Origin of the sequence: Synechococcus sp. CS-1332 (assembly GCF_025127995.1) — a bacterium.
Taxonomy (GTDB): Bacteria; Cyanobacteriota; Cyanobacteriia; order PCC-6307; family Cyanobiaceae; genus Cyanobium.
In genome coordinates this window covers 20,103-35,092 of record NZ_JAHLYP010000020.1, presented here as the reverse complement: position 1 = coordinate 35,092, position 14,990 = coordinate 20,103, and the positions used below count along the sequence as shown (strand labels likewise).

General features: G+C 69.4%; 19 protein-coding genes and 1 tRNA gene. 10 read left to right on the top strand and 10 right to left on the bottom strand.

The features are described 5' to 3' along the window. The first annotated feature begins 14 nt into the window (after positions 1 to 14). Positions 15 to 287 carry a 50S ribosomal protein L27 gene (gene rpmA / locus KQ305_RS04465; RefSeq protein ID WP_259724229.1) on the top strand — a complete coding sequence of 91 codons (273 nt, stop codon included), beginning with the start codon at positions 15 to 17 and terminating at the stop codon, positions 285 to 287. Here rpmA and KQ305_RS04460 read toward each other — a convergent pair. Further along, a complete protein-coding gene (locus KQ305_RS04460; RefSeq protein WP_259724228.1) occupies positions 284 to 1,039 on the bottom strand; it encodes a queuosine precursor transporter in 756 nt (251 codons plus the stop codon). The two genes, rpmA and KQ305_RS04460, sit on opposite strands and share 4 nt — an antisense overlap. Before the next feature lie 12 nt (positions 1,040 to 1,051). Here KQ305_RS04460 and truB point away from each other — a divergent pair, with 12 nt between their 5' ends. Together truB and KQ305_RS04450 are read left to right on the top strand one after the other, a co-directional pair. Beyond that, positions 1,052 to 1,975 (top strand): tRNA pseudouridine(55) synthase TruB, encoded by a 924-nt coding sequence (gene truB / locus KQ305_RS04455; protein ID WP_259724227.1) that lies wholly within the window; start codon positions 1,052 to 1,054, stop codon positions 1,973 to 1,975. 18 nt (positions 1,976 to 1,993) lie between these two features. Beyond that, positions 1,994 to 2,770 carry a YebC/PmpR family DNA-binding transcriptional regulator gene (locus KQ305_RS04450; protein ID WP_259724226.1) on the top strand — a complete coding sequence of 259 codons (777 nt, stop codon included), beginning with the start codon at positions 1,994 to 1,996 and terminating at the stop codon, positions 2,768 to 2,770. Here the strand turns inward: KQ305_RS04450 and KQ305_RS04445 are convergent. Both KQ305_RS04445 and KQ305_RS04440 read right to left on the bottom strand, forming a co-directional pair. Beyond that, positions 2,763 to 3,536 carry a glucosamine-6-phosphate deaminase gene (locus tag KQ305_RS04445; protein ID WP_399230591.1) on the bottom strand — a complete coding sequence of 258 codons (774 nt, stop codon included), beginning with the start codon at positions 3,534 to 3,536 and terminating at the stop codon, positions 2,763 to 2,765. The genes KQ305_RS04450 and KQ305_RS04445 overlap by 8 nt on opposite strands. Then, complete coding sequence (locus KQ305_RS04440) at positions 3,533 to 4,858, bottom strand: SpoIID/LytB domain-containing protein (protein ID WP_399230588.1); 1,326 nt, start codon at positions 4,856 to 4,858, stop codon at positions 3,533 to 3,535. The genes KQ305_RS04445 and KQ305_RS04440 overlap by 4 nt, the downstream gene beginning before the upstream one ends. A gap of 87 nt (positions 4,859 to 4,945) precedes the next feature. On the opposite strand from KQ305_RS04440, the gene rnz reads away from it, so the two are divergent. Further along, complete coding sequence (gene rnz / locus KQ305_RS04435) at positions 4,946 to 5,893, top strand: ribonuclease Z (protein WP_259724224.1); 948 nt, start codon at positions 4,946 to 4,948, stop codon at positions 5,891 to 5,893. Positions 5,894 to 5,989: 96 nt separating this feature from the next. Further along, on the top strand, positions 5,990 to 6,562 hold the full coding sequence (gene psbV, locus KQ305_RS04430) for a photosystem II cytochrome c-550 (RefSeq protein WP_259724223.1): 573 nt from the start codon (positions 5,990 to 5,992) through the stop codon (positions 6,560 to 6,562). Between the two features lie 70 nt (positions 6,563 to 6,632). Here psbV and KQ305_RS04425 read toward each other — a convergent pair whose 3' ends face one another. The 4 genes from KQ305_RS04425 to serA form a co-directional block, all read right to left on the bottom strand. Further along, complete coding sequence (locus tag KQ305_RS04425) at positions 6,633 to 7,022, bottom strand: hypothetical protein (RefSeq protein WP_259724280.1); 390 nt, start codon at positions 7,020 to 7,022, stop codon at positions 6,633 to 6,635. A gap of 78 nt (positions 7,023 to 7,100) precedes the next feature. Then, a complete protein-coding gene (locus tag KQ305_RS04420) occupies positions 7,101 to 7,400 on the bottom strand; it encodes a ferredoxin (RefSeq protein ID WP_094585612.1) in 300 nt (99 codons plus the stop codon). 142 nt (positions 7,401 to 7,542) lie between these two features. Continuing rightward, positions 7,543 to 8,487 carry a 50S ribosomal protein L11 methyltransferase gene (prmA, locus tag KQ305_RS04415; RefSeq protein WP_259724222.1) on the bottom strand — a complete coding sequence of 315 codons (945 nt, stop codon included), beginning with the start codon at positions 8,485 to 8,487 and terminating at the stop codon, positions 7,543 to 7,545. Then, complete coding sequence (serA, locus tag KQ305_RS04410) at positions 8,487 to 10,073, bottom strand: phosphoglycerate dehydrogenase (protein WP_259724221.1); 1,587 nt, start codon at positions 10,071 to 10,073, stop codon at positions 8,487 to 8,489. The genes prmA and serA overlap by 1 nt, the downstream gene beginning before the upstream one ends. Positions 10,074 to 10,160: 87 nt before the next feature. On the opposite strand from serA, the gene KQ305_RS04405 reads away from it, so the two are divergent. From KQ305_RS04405 to KQ305_RS04385, 5 genes are all read left to right on the top strand, one after another. Further along, positions 10,161 to 10,664 (top strand): hypothetical protein, encoded by a 504-nt coding sequence (locus KQ305_RS04405; protein ID WP_259724220.1) that lies wholly within the window; start codon positions 10,161 to 10,163, stop codon positions 10,662 to 10,664. A 13-nt stretch (positions 10,665 to 10,677) separates the two neighbouring features. After that, positions 10,678 to 11,451 carry a photosystem II S4 domain protein gene (locus KQ305_RS04400; protein WP_259724219.1) on the top strand — a complete coding sequence of 258 codons (774 nt, stop codon included), beginning with the start codon at positions 10,678 to 10,680 and terminating at the stop codon, positions 11,449 to 11,451. A gap of 168 nt (positions 11,452 to 11,619) precedes the next feature. Further along, a tRNA-Val gene (locus KQ305_RS04395) sits at positions 11,620 to 11,691 on the top strand. 95 nt (positions 11,692 to 11,786) lie between these two features. After that, positions 11,787 to 13,193: a UDP-N-acetylmuramoyl-L-alanine--D-glutamate ligase gene (gene murD, locus KQ305_RS04390; protein ID WP_259724218.1), complete on the top strand. Its 1,407-nt coding sequence runs from the start codon at positions 11,787 to 11,789 to the stop codon at positions 13,191 to 13,193. Positions 13,194 to 13,205: 12 nt separating this feature from the next. Continuing rightward, a complete protein-coding gene (locus KQ305_RS04385; protein WP_259724217.1) occupies positions 13,206 to 13,673 on the top strand; it encodes an EVE domain-containing protein in 468 nt (155 codons plus the stop codon). A 16-nt stretch (positions 13,674 to 13,689) separates the two neighbouring features. Here the strand turns inward: KQ305_RS04385 and KQ305_RS04380 are convergent, their stop codons facing one another. The 3 genes from KQ305_RS04380 to KQ305_RS04370 all read right to left on the bottom strand — a co-directional run bounded on the left by KQ305_RS04380 (position 13,690) and on the right by KQ305_RS04370 (position 14,914). Then, positions 13,690 to 13,944 (bottom strand): DUF2811 domain-containing protein, encoded by a 255-nt coding sequence (locus KQ305_RS04380; protein WP_259724216.1) that lies wholly within the window; start codon positions 13,942 to 13,944, stop codon positions 13,690 to 13,692. Between the two features lie 294 nt (positions 13,945 to 14,238). Continuing rightward, positions 14,239 to 14,664 carry a DUF1818 family protein gene (locus KQ305_RS04375; RefSeq protein ID WP_259724215.1) on the bottom strand — a complete coding sequence of 142 codons (426 nt, stop codon included), beginning with the start codon at positions 14,662 to 14,664 and terminating at the stop codon, positions 14,239 to 14,241. 22 nt (positions 14,665 to 14,686) lie between these two features. Continuing rightward, positions 14,687 to 14,914, bottom strand: a complete 228-nt coding sequence (locus KQ305_RS04370; protein ID WP_216901535.1) for a DNA-directed RNA polymerase subunit omega — start codon at positions 14,912 to 14,914, stop codon at positions 14,687 to 14,689. Positions 14,915 to 14,990: the final 76 nt, after the last annotated feature.

Genomic DNA, 14,990 nt, shown 5'->3' with positions numbered 1-14,990 from the left:
CCCCCGTTCTCCCCATGGCCCACAAGAAAGGCACCGGTTCGACCCGCAACGGTCGCGATTCCAATTCCAAGCGCCTCGGCGTCAAGCGCTACGGCGGTGAAACCGTCAGCGCCGGCTCGATCCTGATCCGTCAGCGCGGCACCTCGGTGATCCCCGGCGTCAATGTCGGCCGCGGCTCCGATGACACCCTGTTCGCCCTGGTGGACGGCGTTGTCAAGTTCGAATCCATCAAGCGCGGCCTGCGCAACCGCAAGCGCATCAACATCGACATCGCTGTGGCCGCCTAGGACAAGGGCACCTCGTCCAGTTCGGTGCCGTCCCCCGGCACCTCCAGGTATCTCCTCAGCCAGCCCACCAGCAGGTAGAAGGGCAGGGTGTCGGCCAGGGCCGCCACCAGCTTGAAGACGTAGCCGCTGGCGATGAACACGCCCAGCTGGGGCAGCACGGGCTCACCCGCCCTGATGGGCAGCACATGGGCGGCGTAGTGGCTGATCAGCACCACCGCCGAGGTGTCCACGATCTGGCTGATCAGGGTGGAGCCGTTGTTGCGCAGCCAAAGGGCCTTGCCGTTGCTGAGGCGCTTCCAGAAATGGAACAGGCGCACGTCGGTGAACTGGGCGGCCATGTAGGCGGCCATCGAGGCCCCCACGGCCCCGAAGGCCAGGCGTCGCACCTCGAAGAACACCGGTACCCCATCCGCTAGGGGGTCGGCCGGCAGGCCCGCTGCCCCACCGAAACCGTCCAGACCCGGCAGGATTCCCCCAAGCCAGAGCACCAGCACGATCCAGCCGTTGAGCATCAGACCCACCCACACCACCTGGGAGGCGCGCCGCTCGCCCCAGATCTCGCTGATCAGGTCGGTGCAGAGGAACGTGACGGGGTACGGCAAGGCCCCGATCGCCACGATGATCGGGAAGGAGCCGATGCTGCCCAGCGTCAGGAACCGTGTCAGGCCCAGGATGTTGAGCATGCCCATGGTCCCCAGGAAGATGCCGGCCAGCACCAGAAAGGCCACCTCGCGCCGGTCTTGCAGGGTCATCGGCGCCTGAGCATGAAGGAAGGTTCCACCAGGCTGCCGCCTACGTCTCCGTCACGCCACGGCTGCGGCTTCCTGGTGATCGACAAACCCGCCGGCCTGACCTCCCACGACGTCGTCGCCCGGGTGCGCAAGGCCTCAGGCCTGCGGCGCGTGGGCCATGGCGGCACCCTAGATCCGGCGGTCACCGGCGTGCTGCCGATCGCCCTGGGTCCGGCCACCCGCTTGCTCCCCTACCTTCCCGGCGACAAGACCTACCGCGGCACAGTGAAGCTGGGGCTTCGTACCAGCAGCGATGACCTCGAGGGTGAGGTGCTGGAGCAGCAGGCTGTGCCGTCCCTCGGTGCCGAGGATCTGGAACGGGCCCTGGCCCGCTTCCGTGGGGAGATCCTGCAGGTTCCCCCCCAGGTCTCCGCCGTGCATGTCGATGGCCAGCGGGCCTACGCCCGGGTGCGGGCGGGAGAGCAGCTGGCGTTGACGGCGCGGCCGGTGGTGATCCATGGCCTCGACCTGCTCGGCTGGGATCCGGCCAGCGGCCGCCTGGATCTGGAGGTGCGTTGTTCCGCCGGCACCTACGTGCGCGCCCTGGCGAGGGACCTGGGGGAGGCCCTGGGCTGCGGCGGGGCCCTGGCCAGCCTGCGCCGCACCGCTGCCCTCGGTTTCGGCCTGCACCAGGCGATTTCCCTGGAACGCCTGGCGAGCGGGCCCCTCCCCCCCCTGCTGGATCCCCTCGACGTGCTGGTGGATCTGCCGCGCCAGCGTCTTGATCCCGCCCAGCTATCCCCGTGGCGTTGCGGCCGTTCGCTGCCCCGTACGGTGGAGCAGTTGCCCGAAGGGGCCGTTGCCGTGCTTACGCCGGATGGCAGTCTGGCGGGCATCGCCCGTGCCGACGGCAAGGGCCTGCTCCTGCCCCGGCTGGTGTTCGACGCCACCGGCTGAATCTCTCCCAACAACCCGATGGCCGGCCACAGCAAATGGGCCCAGATCAAGCGCACCAAGGCGGTGGTGGACGCGAAGCGGGGGGCGCTCTTCACCCGGTTGGGACGGGAGATCACCGTGGCGGCCCGCGGTGGTGCCGATCCCGCCGGCAACTTCCAGCTCCGCACGGCCATCGAGAAGGCCAAGGTGGCGGGGCTGCCCAACGCCAACATCGACCGGGCGGTCGCCAAGGGCAGCGGCCAGGGCGCTGGTGGCGCCGACCTGTTTGAGGCGGTGCGCTACGAGGGCTATGGCGCCGGGGGGGTGGCCGTGCTGGTCGAGGCCCTCACCGACAACCGCAACCGCACCGCCGCCGACCTGCGGCTTGCGTTCGGCAAGCATGGCGGCAATCTCGGTGAGACTGGCTGCGTCAGCTACCTGTTCGAGCAACGGGCCGTGGTGCGGCTGGCCCTGCCCGCCGCCGACGAAGAGACCCTGCTGGAGAGCCTGCTGGCCCTCGAGGAACGGGGAGGTCCGGCGGTGGCGGGCTACGCCATCGACGCAGAAGGGGTCGATGTGTTCGGGGCCTTTGCTGATCTCGAAGCCCTCCAGGATGGACTGAGGGATCTGGAGCTGCCGCTGGCGGGGTGGGAGCACCGTTGGATCGCCTCCCTGCCCTGCCGCCTCGAGGACGGGGGCGTGTTGGCCTCCTGTCTGCGCATGTTGGATGTGCTCGAGGATCTCGACGACGTGCGCAGCGTCACCACCAATCTCGAAGCGGACGAGGCCCTGATGGAAGCGGTCCTGCTCAGCTGAGCATCGCCGCGGCGTCGGCGATCACCGTCAGGGCGGGATGGTGCTGCAGCCAGCTGGCGGGCAGCTCCGCGGAAGGGGGCTCCTCCAGGGTGCGTCGCAGGATGGCCGCCTTCTCGGCCCCGGTGACCACCAGCAGCACCCGGCGGGCCGAGAGGATCTCGGCCAGTCCCAGGGTGATGGCCTGCCGGGGGACAGCGGCGGGGTCGCTGCCGAAGGCGCCGGCGTTCTGGCGGCGGGTGTGGTCGCTGAGCACCACACAGCGGCAGGCCACCGCAGGGTCCGAGGGGGGTTCGTTGAAGCCCACGTGGCCGTTGAGGCCCAGGCCCAGCAGTTGCAGGCCGATGCCACCGGCCGCGCTGACGGCGGCGCCATAACGACGGGCTTCGGCCTCCGGATCGGCGGCCCGCCCATCGGGGAGCCTCACCCGCTCGGGATCCAGGCCAAGGGGCGCCACCAGCTGGCGGGCCATGGTGGCGGCGAAGGAGCTGGGATCCTGCGGCGCCAGCCCCACGTACTCGTCCAGGTTGAAGCTGCACCAGGTGTCGCGCACCCTGGCCGCCAGGGCGGCTTCCAGCCGAGCCATCCGGCGGGCCAGGGCCCCATAGACGGGCTCCATCGTGCGTCCGGTGGCCAGGCCCAGGGGTTGCTGCGGTTGCAGTCGATCCGCCAGCAGCAGCGCCGCCACCCGTTCGGCCACCGCCGCCGCATCAGCCAGGACGACGGGCGTGATGGCGGGGCTGGTGGTGGAGGGGGAGCCGTGCCTCAAAGGGAGGTGTAGGGGAGGATCCTGGCCCCCTGGTAGTAGTGCTGCAGGATCTGGCGGTAATCCTCGCCGCGCAGGGCCAGCCCGTAGGCCCCCCACTGGCTCATGCCCACCCCGTGGCCGTAGCCGCGGCCGCTCACCAGCAGCGTCGGCGCGGCGGGTGGACGGGGGCTTCGCCAGGGGGACGGGACCATGCCGGAGGCCAGGGAGCGGATCCCCTCGGGGGTGAACACGCCCTGCAGGGAGGGCAGCGGTGGAGGGAACGGGTAGGCCCTGGGGGCCTCGAAGTCGAAGCGGGCCAGGGTGCTGCGCAGTCCCAGCCGCTGCCGCAGTTCGGCGCCCGTGAGCAGCAGCGTGCCGCCAGGTCCGGTCACCCGGGCCTGGCGGATGCGGCCGGAGCTGGTGGTGGAGAGCACCTCGATGCGGAAGGCGCCGTCGGTCTCCCGAAAGGCCCTGGCCAGTTTTTCGGGTTCGACGCGCAGCTGCCAGGCATGCACCGGGCTGGCCTGGTCGAAATCGGGCACGCTCACCAGGTAGGGGAGCTGCTGGCGCCAGATCTCGCCGCTGTTTTCGGTCAGGCCGCCACTGCTGCTGTGGAACACCGCGTTGATCAGGGCGGAGCCGTGCACCAGCACCTGGGAGCGGGTGCTGCGCACCGCCTCACGGGTGGAGTCGGTTTCGCTCTCCACCCCCTTGTAGACCTGGCTGGCGACCGTGGCCTTGAGGTCGAAGGGGGCCGCCGGTCGGCGCTGGCGCAGGGCGTAGGTGCGGGCCGCCACCGCCTGGGCCCGCAGGGCCGCCTGCGGCCAGCTGGCCGGCATCTCGCTGCCCACCACGCTGGGCAGGTAGCTCTCGACGTCGATCAGATTGATCGCCTGCAGCCGATCACCTTCGCTGCGCACCAGCAGCCGGCCGCGGTAGCGGCGCTGCTGCAGGGTGAGCACGGGCTCGTTGTTGCCGCCCTGGGCCGGGGCGGGATCGATCCAGGCCTGACCCGATGGCAGCGACAGCCGCCGTGCAGTGCCGGCCGGTCCCAGAAGCCTCGCCTCCAGTGCCGCGCCGCTGCGGACGAACTGCACCCGGGCCCCCGGAGCCAGCTCCAGCAGGGTGCGGCCGGCTCCATCGCCGAGGCGCAGGGCGGTGCTGCCGGCTTCCAGCTCAAGGCTGGGGGCTTCCTGCAGCAGCACCCGCACCAGCGGGGCCGGCGCCCTGGCCTCAATCGGCACCGGCGCTGCCACGGCGGCTGGGAGCAGCGCCAGCGGCAAGCCGGCGTGCCATCCGAGACGGAGGAAGGCCACGAGTGTGCCCAAGCGACAACGGGTCATTCTGAACGGCACCTTCGGCAATCGCCATGGCGCCGGCCACCGCACCGGCTGGCGGCGTGGCAACATGCGAGCTGAGGCCCCCCGGATGTGCAGGTCACCTTCCTGGGAACCAGCTCCGGCGTTCCCACCCGCGCCCGCAACGTCTCCGCCGTCGCCCTGCGTCTGCCCCAGCGCGCCGAGCTCTGGCTGTTCGACTGCGGCGAGGGCACGCAGCACCAGTTCCTGCGCAGCGAGCTGCGGGTGTCGCAGCTGCGCCGCATCTTCGTCACCCACATGCACGGCGACCACGTTTTCGGTCTACCGGGGCTTCTGGCCAGCCTGGGTCTGGCCGGCAGCTGTGGCGGGATCGATCTCTACGGACCGGATCCGCTGCGCGACTACCTGGAGGGGGTGATGCGCACCTCCTCCACCCGCATCGGCTATCCCCTTCGCACCCACCGGGTGAAGGAGGCCGCCGCCCGGGGCCGCCTGGTGCTCGATGACGACGACATCACGGTGCGCTGCACCCCCCTCACCCACCGGGTACCGGCCTACGCCTACCGGGTGGATCAGAAGCCGCGGCCCGGCCGCTTCGACGTGGAGCGGGCCAAGGCCCTGGGTGTTCCCCCCGGGCCGGTCTACGGGGAGCTCAAGGCCGGTCGCAGCGTCACCCTTGACGACGGCCGGGTGATCCGCGGTGAGGCCCTGTGCGGGCCGCCGCGGCCAGGCCGCAGTGTCGTTTACTGCACCGACACGGTGTTCAGCGAGGCGGCGGTGGCCCTGGCCAGGGGCGCCGATCTGCTGATCCATGAATCCACCTTTTCCCACGGTGAGGCGGAGCTGGCCATCGCCCGCCAGCACTCCACCAGCACCATGGCCGCCCAGACGGCCTTGGAGGCGGGGGTGAAGCGGCTGGTGCTCACCCACCTGAGTCCCCGCTACGTGGCCGGGAATCCCATGACCCCTGACGACCTGGTGGCCGAGGCCCGGGCCATCTTTCCAGAGACGATCGTGGCCAGGGACTTCCTCAGCCTTGAGGTGGGGGAGGCGGGCTGAGCCTGCAACAGTTCGCGTGATTCGGCTGCGGGGGACCCATCGCCCGTGATACAAGGTCTCAGTTGCGGTCCCACCGCCATTTCGCCGGCTTCTTCCATGGCCCCCCTCTTTCTCTCAGCCGCCCCCCTTTCAGCTGTTCGCCGCGCCGCCGTCCATCGCTCCGCCGTCCGTCGCTCCCTTGTCCGTGCCATCGCCCGGACCCTGCTGATCCTTCCCCTGGCCCTGCTGGTCTGCTTTGCGGGTCCCGCGGCAGCGGCCCAGTGGAGTGCCGAGGACCTCACCGTGCCGGTGTCCCCTGACGGCACCCTGGTGACCTTCACCGAGAAGGAGGTCAAGAGCGGCCGCAAACTCTTCAACGACAGCTGCGGCACCTGCCATGCCGGCGGCATCACCAAGACCAACCAGAACGTGGGCCTGGATCCCGAGACCCTCGCCCTGGCCACCCCGCCCCGGGATTCGGTCGACGCCCTGGTCGACTACATGAAGGATCCCACCTCCTACGACGGGGAGTACAGCATCTCCGACGTCCATCCCAGCCTGCGCAGCAGCGATGTGTTCGTGAAGATGCGCGACCTGGATGACGAGGATCTGCGCCTGATCGCCGGCTACATCCTGGTGGCCCCCAAGGTTCAGGGCATCCAGTGGGGCGGCGGCAAGATCTACTTCTGATTCCCCCTCCAACTTTGAGCCGGCAGCCCACCAGGACTGGCCGGCTTTTTTGTGGCTGGACACCAGCGGCTCAGGGCGCCGGGGCGGGCGCCGGTGGAGGCGGCGCCAGGTTGCCGGCCTCCAGGGAGCCGGGCAGCTTGCTGTACCACCACTCCTGCAGGCCGGGGGCCAACCGCTGGGGGAACAGGGTGATGACGGTGCGGGTGGGCCTGGCCCCGGGCTGGAGCAGCTCCACGGCATAGGAGGGGCAGCGGCGGGCGGCCAGGTCGGCCACGAAGCGGCGGCCGACGCGGCGCCAGCTGGGCTCCTTGCTGCGCCAGGCCAGCCGGCAGCAGGGCCAGGGCAGTTCCTCCCGATCGAACAGGCGGCAGCAGGGCCCCAGGACCCGGTAGCTGTACTGGCCGCCGGGGCTGGGATGCTCGCTGCCGCAGGCCAGCACGGTGTTCACCTGGAGTGACATGAAAAAGCCACCCCTGAGGGTGGCGGAGAAGAACACGGGGTTCAAGGGGCGATCCGCGCGAATCGCCCGGCGAGGAGCTCAGTAGAGCTCTTCTTCGGTGTGGGTCTTGATGGTGCAGTCGGAGGTGGGGTAGGCGACGCAGGTGAGGACGAAGCCGGCTTCGATCTGGTCGTCGTCGAGGAAGCTCTGGTCCGACTGGTCGACGGTGCCGGCGGTGAGCTTGCCAGCGCAGGTGGAGCAGGCGCCGGCGCGGCAGGAGTAGGGCAGGTCAATGCCCTGCTCTTCGGCGGCGTCGAGGATGTACTGGTCGTCGGGAACCTCGATGGTCTTGTTCAGGCCCTCGCTCTCATTGACGAGGGTGACCTTGTAGGAAGCCATGGAAGAGATTGGAGCTCACAGACACCCGGAAGCCAGGGCCTGTAGGACCCGCCCTTCCTACATCCGACAGGGGGCATTCCCGGCGTTCTTGGGCTCGCAGGCCGGGAAGGCCAATCAAAGCCAGGACACAGATCAGCGTGCCTTATGCAACATCCGAGGCCGAACGGATCCGCAGCAGGCCCCAGCGGTCCTGCTCGACCCGCTGCTCCACCCGCCAGCCCGCAGCCAGCAGATCCCGCTCCAGGCCTGCGGCCTGATCCACCAGCAGGCCGCTGAGCAGGCCCACACCGCCGGTGCCCAGCAGCCGTGGGAAGCAGGGAATCAGGGCTTCGATCACCGGCGCCAGGATGTTGCACAGCAACAGATCGGCGCCGCGCCCCCCCAGCAGCTCCGAGAGGGCCTCCGCCGACCCGGTGGTCACCGTCAGCGCCTGGGCGCCGTCCAGGCCGTTCAGGGCGGCGTTCTGCCGTGTCGCCCGCTCCGCCAGGGGATCGCAGTCGGCGGCCGCCACGGTCGCCGCCCCCAGTCGCAGGGCGGCCAGGCCCAGGATGCCGCTGCCGCAGCCCAGATCGGCCACCCGCAGCCCGTGCAGGCCCGGCCCCTGGCCAGAGCGCTCCCGCTCGCCGGCCAGGGCTTCGAGCGCCTCCAGGCAGAGGCGGGTGGTGGGATGGCTGCCGGTGCCGAAGGCACTGCCTGGATCGATGCGGATCACTAGGCGATCGGCCTGCTCAGCTGGCACCTCCAGCCAGGCCGGCAGCACCAGCAGCCGCTCCCCAACAGGATCGGGCCGCCAGTGGCTCTTCCAGCTCAGGCTCCAGTCCTCATCAGCCTGCCGCTGCCAGTGGACCTGTGGCAGCGCCAGGTTGAAGGGCTCCCCCAACGGGGCCAGGGCCCGCTCCAGCTCCTGCCGCTGGTCGGCGGGCCAATCGCTTTCGGGCAACCAGGCCAGCAACTGGCGGCGCTCCGGGGCCTCGGGGGGATGCTGCAGGGCGACCCGGGGCACCCCCAGCAGCGGCAGCTTCCAGAGCAGGGATTCCTCCAGTTCGGCCGGGGCGGCCATCTCCAGCCGCCACCAGACCAGGCCCATCAGAGGGTGACCGGATGGGCGGCCTGGATGCCGTTGATGTCGTGGATCACCGCCAGCAGGCTGGGGGGGATCGGGTCGTCCAGGCTCAGCACCATCACGGCGTCGCCCCGCACGATGCGGCGCCCCACCTGCATCGAGGCGATGTTGACGTTGTGCTCCCCGAGCAGGGAGCCCAGCTGGCCGATGATGCCGGGCATGTCCCGGTGGCGGGTGAAGAGCATGTGACGGCTCGGCGTCACGTTGACCGGGAACTCATCAATAGTGGTGATGCGCAGTTCCCCGTCGGTGAACACCGCGCCGGTGACGCTGTGGTTACCCCGGGGGCTGCGGGAGCTGAGCTGCAGCGAACCGCCGGCGAAGTCCCGGCTGGCGTCGTCCTTCACCTCGAGCACGTGGATGCCGCGCTCCTTGGCCTCCAGGCTGGCGTTGACGTAGTTGATGCTGTCGCCCAGGGCGGCCGACAGGATGCCCTTGAGGGCCGCCACCACCAGGGGCTGGGCCGGGTGGGAGGCGAATTCCCCCTGCAGTCGCACCTCCAGCTCGCTGATCTGGCCACTGGCCAGCTGGCTGAGCAGCAGGCCGAGGGTTTCGGCCAGCTGCAGGTGGGGCTTCAGCTGCTCCATCACCTCGGCGGTCAGGCCGGGAATGTTCACGGCGCTGCGGGCTGGAAGGCCGAGCAGCACGTCACGGATCTGCTCGGCCACATCGATGGCCACGTTCTCCTGGGCTTCCTCCGTGGAGGCCCCCAGGTGGGGGGTGAGGATCAGGCGCTCCTTGACCAGCCGCAGGGGTGAATCGGCTGCCAGCGGTTCTTTGGCGTAGACGTCGATCGCCGCGCCGGCGATCACCCGGTTTTCCACCGCATCGGCCAGGGCCTGTTCATCGATGATGCCGCCGCGGGCGCAGTTCACCAGCCGGGCGGTGGGCTTCATCGTGGCCAGCAGGGCCGCGTTGACCAGATTTTCGGTGTCCGGCGTGCGGGGCAGGTGCAGGCTGACGTAGTCGGCTTCGGCGAACAGCTGGGGCAGGGGCAGCAGCCTTACCTGCAACAGCTGGGCCCGCTCGGCGGAGATGAACGGGTCGTAGGCGGCCACGTCCATGCCGAGGGCCCGGGCGACGCGGGCCACGTGGGAGCCGATCTTGCCGAGGCCCACCACGCCCAGGGTTTTCTTGTAAAGCTCGTTGCCCACATAGGTCTTGCGGTCCCAGCCTCCGGCCATGGTGCTGGCGTGGGCGTGGGGCACGTGCCGCGACAGGGAGAGCATCAGCGCCAGGGCATGCTCGGCCGCGGCGATCGTGTTGCCCTCCGGAGAATTCACGACGATCACGCCGCGCCGGGTGGCGGCGGGCACATCGACGTTGTCGACTCCGACGCCAGCCCGGCCGATGATGCGCAGATTGCCGGCGGCCTCGATCACCTCGGCGGTCACCTGGGTGCCGGAGCGGATCATCAGGCCGTCGTAGTCGCCGATGCAGGCCACCAGCTGGTCCGGGCTGAGGCCCGTGCGCACGTCGACCTGGGCAACCTGGGAGAGGATGTCGATCCCCGCCTGGTCAATGGGATCGGAGACCAGAACCTTCGTCATGTCCGGCAGCGTTGCGGGGGGCGGGGGGTACGCCCCCAGGGGGGCAGGCCGGAGGTGCAGTGTAGAGAGCGGTGTGGAGACGAGCCCATGTCCTTGAGTGTGGTGGTCGTGCTGGACGACCGCGATCGCCTGCAGGCGTTGCGGGATCGGCTATTGGCGCTTCAGCCGGCCCCGACCCGCGTCCTGGCGATCGGCAGCGGTGAGGCGACCATGTCGGACGTTGAGCGGCTGGATCCGGCCACGGCCCGGCGGCGGCGTCAGCAGTCGATGGTCCGCTGGTTGCTGCCCTTCGGTTTCCTGGCCGGACTCACCTTCACCCAGATCACCGATCTGCACACCTTCAGTTTCGCCGGGGCCTACGGGGAGCCGTTGATCGGCGGCCTGCTGGGCATGGGATCCGGCTGGATGGGCAGCTTCGCCGCCGCCGCCAGCGTCAGCTCCGAGGAGGACGACCGCATCCGGATCCTGCGCAACCGCCTCGACGAAGGCTGCTGGCTGCTGCTGCTGGAGCTACCCGCCGGGGGTGAGATCCCCTGGACCACGATCCAGCTGGCACAACCGAAGGCGGTGGTGCGGCTGGACGACATCTGATCCCCCTGCCGCCATGCTTCCACGACGGGACCTGTTGGCTGGAAGCCGCCACCCGCAGGCCCTCGAGGGTCTGTTCAGCCTGGCGGAAACGGCCCTGCGCACCTGGGAACCGCAGGTCAGCGGTTTCCTTGAAGCGTCGGTGCGGGAGGAGGCCGAGGCCAGGCTCGCTGTGCTCAGTGAGCTGGGCCTCGCCAGCGATGGCGGCCACCCCGGCGCCGAGCGCCGCTGCCTGGTGTTGGGGCGGGCGGGCCAGGAGCCACTGGCTCCCGCCCTGATGGGGCTGGAGATCAGCGGCAATTTCCTCTTTGATCCCGCCTCCGCGGCCGACATGGTCGAGGGACTGGCGCGCGCCGGTGCCAGCGCGGCCGAGTGGGGCGATCTGTGGCTGCGGGGGGATCGGGGCGCTCAGGCCATCGTCACGGCGGCCCTGGCCAGCCGGCTGGATGGCGGCGAGGGCCTGGTGCGCACGGTGCCGGTGCGCTTCGAGGCCCGGCCCATCGAGGCGCTGCAGCTGCCGGCCCGGCGTCTGCCCCGGCAGCTGACCACGGTGGAAGCCTCCCTGCGGCTGGATGCCCTGGCGTCCGCGGGTTTTGGCCTGTCCCGCAGCCGCATGGCCAGCCTGATCCGCCAGGGGGCCGTCCGCATCGACTGGAGCGTGGTCACCAGTCCCAGCCAGCCGTTGGCCGTGGGGGCGCGGGTCCAGCTGGAGGGGCGGGGGGAGCTGGAGGTGTTGGCGATCGATCCCACCAAGCGGGAGCGCTTCCGGATCCGGATGGAGCGCCATTGAGGCCCCGGGGGCTCAAGTTGACAGGAGGGAAGGCCGGCGAGTAGGAAAAGCTTCAGGAAGAAACGGATCCAACGGATTTCCCGTCGGTGAAGTCAAGAGCGACATTCTGTTTTGATCTCCATCGAGATCTCAGTCGTTTTCCCTGCACCTCGGTGTGATCCCGGCAACGGGCGATTAGCTCAGAGGTAGAGCACTACCTTGACACGGTAGGAGTCACTGGTTCGATTCCAGTATCGCCCATTTATTTCTATTCGATCGTCCCGAATCCTGGTTGATTCTGGTCCACGTTCACTGCGCTGCTACCCTCGGCCGATCGTGAATTTGAGCCAGTCAGCGTGAGTCCCACCGAGGCCGTTCCACCCCTGTCCTGCACGGTGGTGGTGGGCCTTGGCCGATCGGGACTGGGGGCCGCACGGTTGCTTCACGCCCGCGGCGAACCGGTGGTGGTGATCGAGAGTGGTGACACTCCCGAGCTGCGGGCCCGGGCGGCCGAGCTGGAAAGCGAGTCCATCGCCGCGCACCTGGGGGTGCCCCTCAGCGTCGAAGCGTTCCAGTCCCTGCCGCTGCCGCCGGCCGTGGTGGTGGTGAGTCCAGGAATCGCCTGGAACCATCCGGTGCTGGAGGAGCTGCGCTCCCAGGGGATTCAGGTGCAGGGGGAGATCGTGCCCGCCTGGCAGGCCAGCCGGGATGTGCCCTGGATCGGCATCACCGGCACCAATGGCAAGACCACGGTCACCTGCCTGGTGCACCACCTGCTGGAGCAGGGCGGCAAGGATGCGCCGCTCTGCGGCAATGTCGGCATCTCCGCCGCCGAGGTGGTGCTGCAGCGGCGCCTGGAGCAGGGGCCCCGCCCCGACTGGCTGGTGGTGGAACTGAGCAGTTATCAGCTCGAGGCGGCCCCGTCCGTCGCCCCCGCCATCGGCGTCTGGACCACCCTCACCCCCGACCACCTGGAGCGCCACGGCACCCTGGCCGCCTATCGGGCCATCAAACGACGCCTGCTGGAGAACGCCCGCACCCGCGTGCTCAACGCCGACGACCCTGATCTGCGCCGCCACGCGGACACCTGGGACCACGCCGACTGGATCACCGCCGGGCCCCGGGAGGCCCTGCCCGCTGGCCTTGATCCGCTGCTCTGGATCGACGACCAGGACATGGTGCAGGGGCGCCAGGGAGCCCTGTTCCCCGCCAGCGCCCTGGCGATGCCAGGGGCCCATAACCGCCAGAACCTGCTGCTGGCGGTGGCCGTGGGGCTCCACGCCGGGCTGGAGCCGGCGGTGATGGAGGCCGCCTGCCGCTGCTTCCCCGGCGTGCCCCATCGGTTGGAGCGCCTGCGCCACCTGAACGGCATCACCTGGTTCAACGACAGCAAGGCCACCAACTACGACGCCGCCGAAGTGGCCCTGCGGGCACTGGAGGGACCGTTGGTGGTGCTGGCTGGTGGTCAGTCGAAGCAGGGGGAGGCAACGGCCTGGCTGGAGCGGCTCCAGGAGCGGGCGGCGGCGGTGGTGCTCTACGGCGCGGCCCGTGGGGCATTCACCGGACTCCTGCACGCCAGCGGCTATGGCGGTGTGGTGCAGCAGGTGGAGGATCTGGAGGGCGCCGTGGCCCTTGCCGCCAGCCTGGCTCCGGAACTCGGCTGCCAGGGGGTGCTGCTGTCCCCGGCCTGTGCCAGCTTCGATCAGTACACCAGTTTCGAGGCCCGCGGTGACCACTTCCGCCGGCTGGTGCTGGCCCTCTGAGACCGACGACCCATGGCCTGGTGGTTGATGAAAAGCGAGCCGGATGTCTACGGCATCCAGCATCTGCAGGCGGAGGGCATCACCCTCTGGGATGGGATCCGCAATTACCAGGCCCGCAACTTCATGCGTGCGATGCAGATCGGTGATCGCGCCTTTTTTTACCACTCCAATGTCAGTCCCCCCGGGATTGTCGGCCTGATGGAGGTGATCGAAACGGCAGTGGTGGATCCCAGCCAGTTCGATCCCACCTCTCAATACTTTGACCCGGCCTCCAAACCCGAAGCCCCTCGCTGGGACTGCGTTCGTCTCTCCTATCGCGCCACCTTCCCGACGCTGCTCAGCCTTGATGCTCTGCGGGAGCATTTCACCGTGGAGGAGCTGGTGGTGGTGCGCCGGGGCAACCGCCTCTCGATCCTGCCGGTGAGTGAAGCGAGCGCCGCGCGGATCTTCAGCCTTCTGGGGGTGGAGCCAGCGGCCTGAGGCGGTCTGTTCCCCCTCAGGCCGCTGGCGCCGAGAAGCCTTGATGGCCTGGAAACAGGTTGGCCAGGTAGCAGCGGGTCACCCCCCGGTTGCGGATGCCGTTCTGCACCAGAAAGCCTGCCAGGGCCGCCTGGAAGAGCCGGTACTGGTCCCAGTTGGGGTGGTGCTCGATGAACTGTCGCATCGCGTCCAGCAGCGGTTCGGGCACCTCTGCCCGCAGGCTCACCAGCGACTCGGTCCCATCCAACGGCAGGGTTCTCAGGCGGGCCATCGTGGATTCCATGCAGCGCGTCAGCCAGTTCTCCACACCGAAGGGGCATCGTCAAACGGCGGTGCCTTCGGCAAGACGTCCCCGATCCCAACATGGGACACAAGCGGCTGCAAGGGCTTCAGGTCGCTCCCTGTGTCACCAGCCTCCCGCCGGAGGGGCTGTCTTGATCTGTCAAGCCAGAGCCATGGGCGGTGGAGCTTCTCCCCAGACCGGAGCAGGGAGCAGCGGCAGAGGACAACCGCCTGGGGAGAAACGGTGCAAAACAGCGATGACGTCTGCGGAATCCGCCAACGATCAAGACTCCTGATCGCCGCCACCCGCCGCAGCGGGTCTCAGGCGCTCCAGCGCCGCAGCGACGGCTTCGCTGGCAGTGGCGCCCCAGCCCGCTTCGAAGCCCCGCGATCCCGGCTCCGGGGTCAGCACCAGCTGCAGCGACCAGCCGAGGCGATCTCCGCGCAGGCCCAGCCACAGGGATCCTTGGTCTCCTTCAGGACGATTGCCGATCGGCAACTCAAGCTCGATGTCAATGGCCTCCTCGGCCATCAAGGTGTCAGCGATGGCCCTGTGCTGGGCCGTGAGTCGCCCGGCCGCCTGTTGCAGGGCCAATAGCTCGGTGGCGGTCAGTTCGCTGGCCCAGCCCTCACCCCCGATCAGGGCGGTGTAGGGGGTGCGGGAGGGATCCACCACCAGCCGCCAGCCCTGGCCTTCGCAGATCTCCACGGCCGGACGGAACGGGCCCGGCTCAGCCGGGCAGCAGGTCGGGCTGGTCCTGCTCGTCGCTGAGTTCAACGATGGCCCGCTGAACGGGCTTGATCATCGAGTCGTCGAGCAGGCCGTCGAAATCATCGAAACGGCGTTGCTTGGCCCGGAAAGCGATGCGAACGGTGGTCAGGTAGCGGTTGCTGGAGTGCCGGATCAGGCTCTCCCCCCTTTGGGCCAGCTCCTTGGCATTGAGTTCGCTGCTTGGCATACGGACCTGACCATCAATCTCAACACCTTAGGTCAGCCCCTGGGGCCCGCCCTTCCTCCTGGACAAGGCCTAGAAG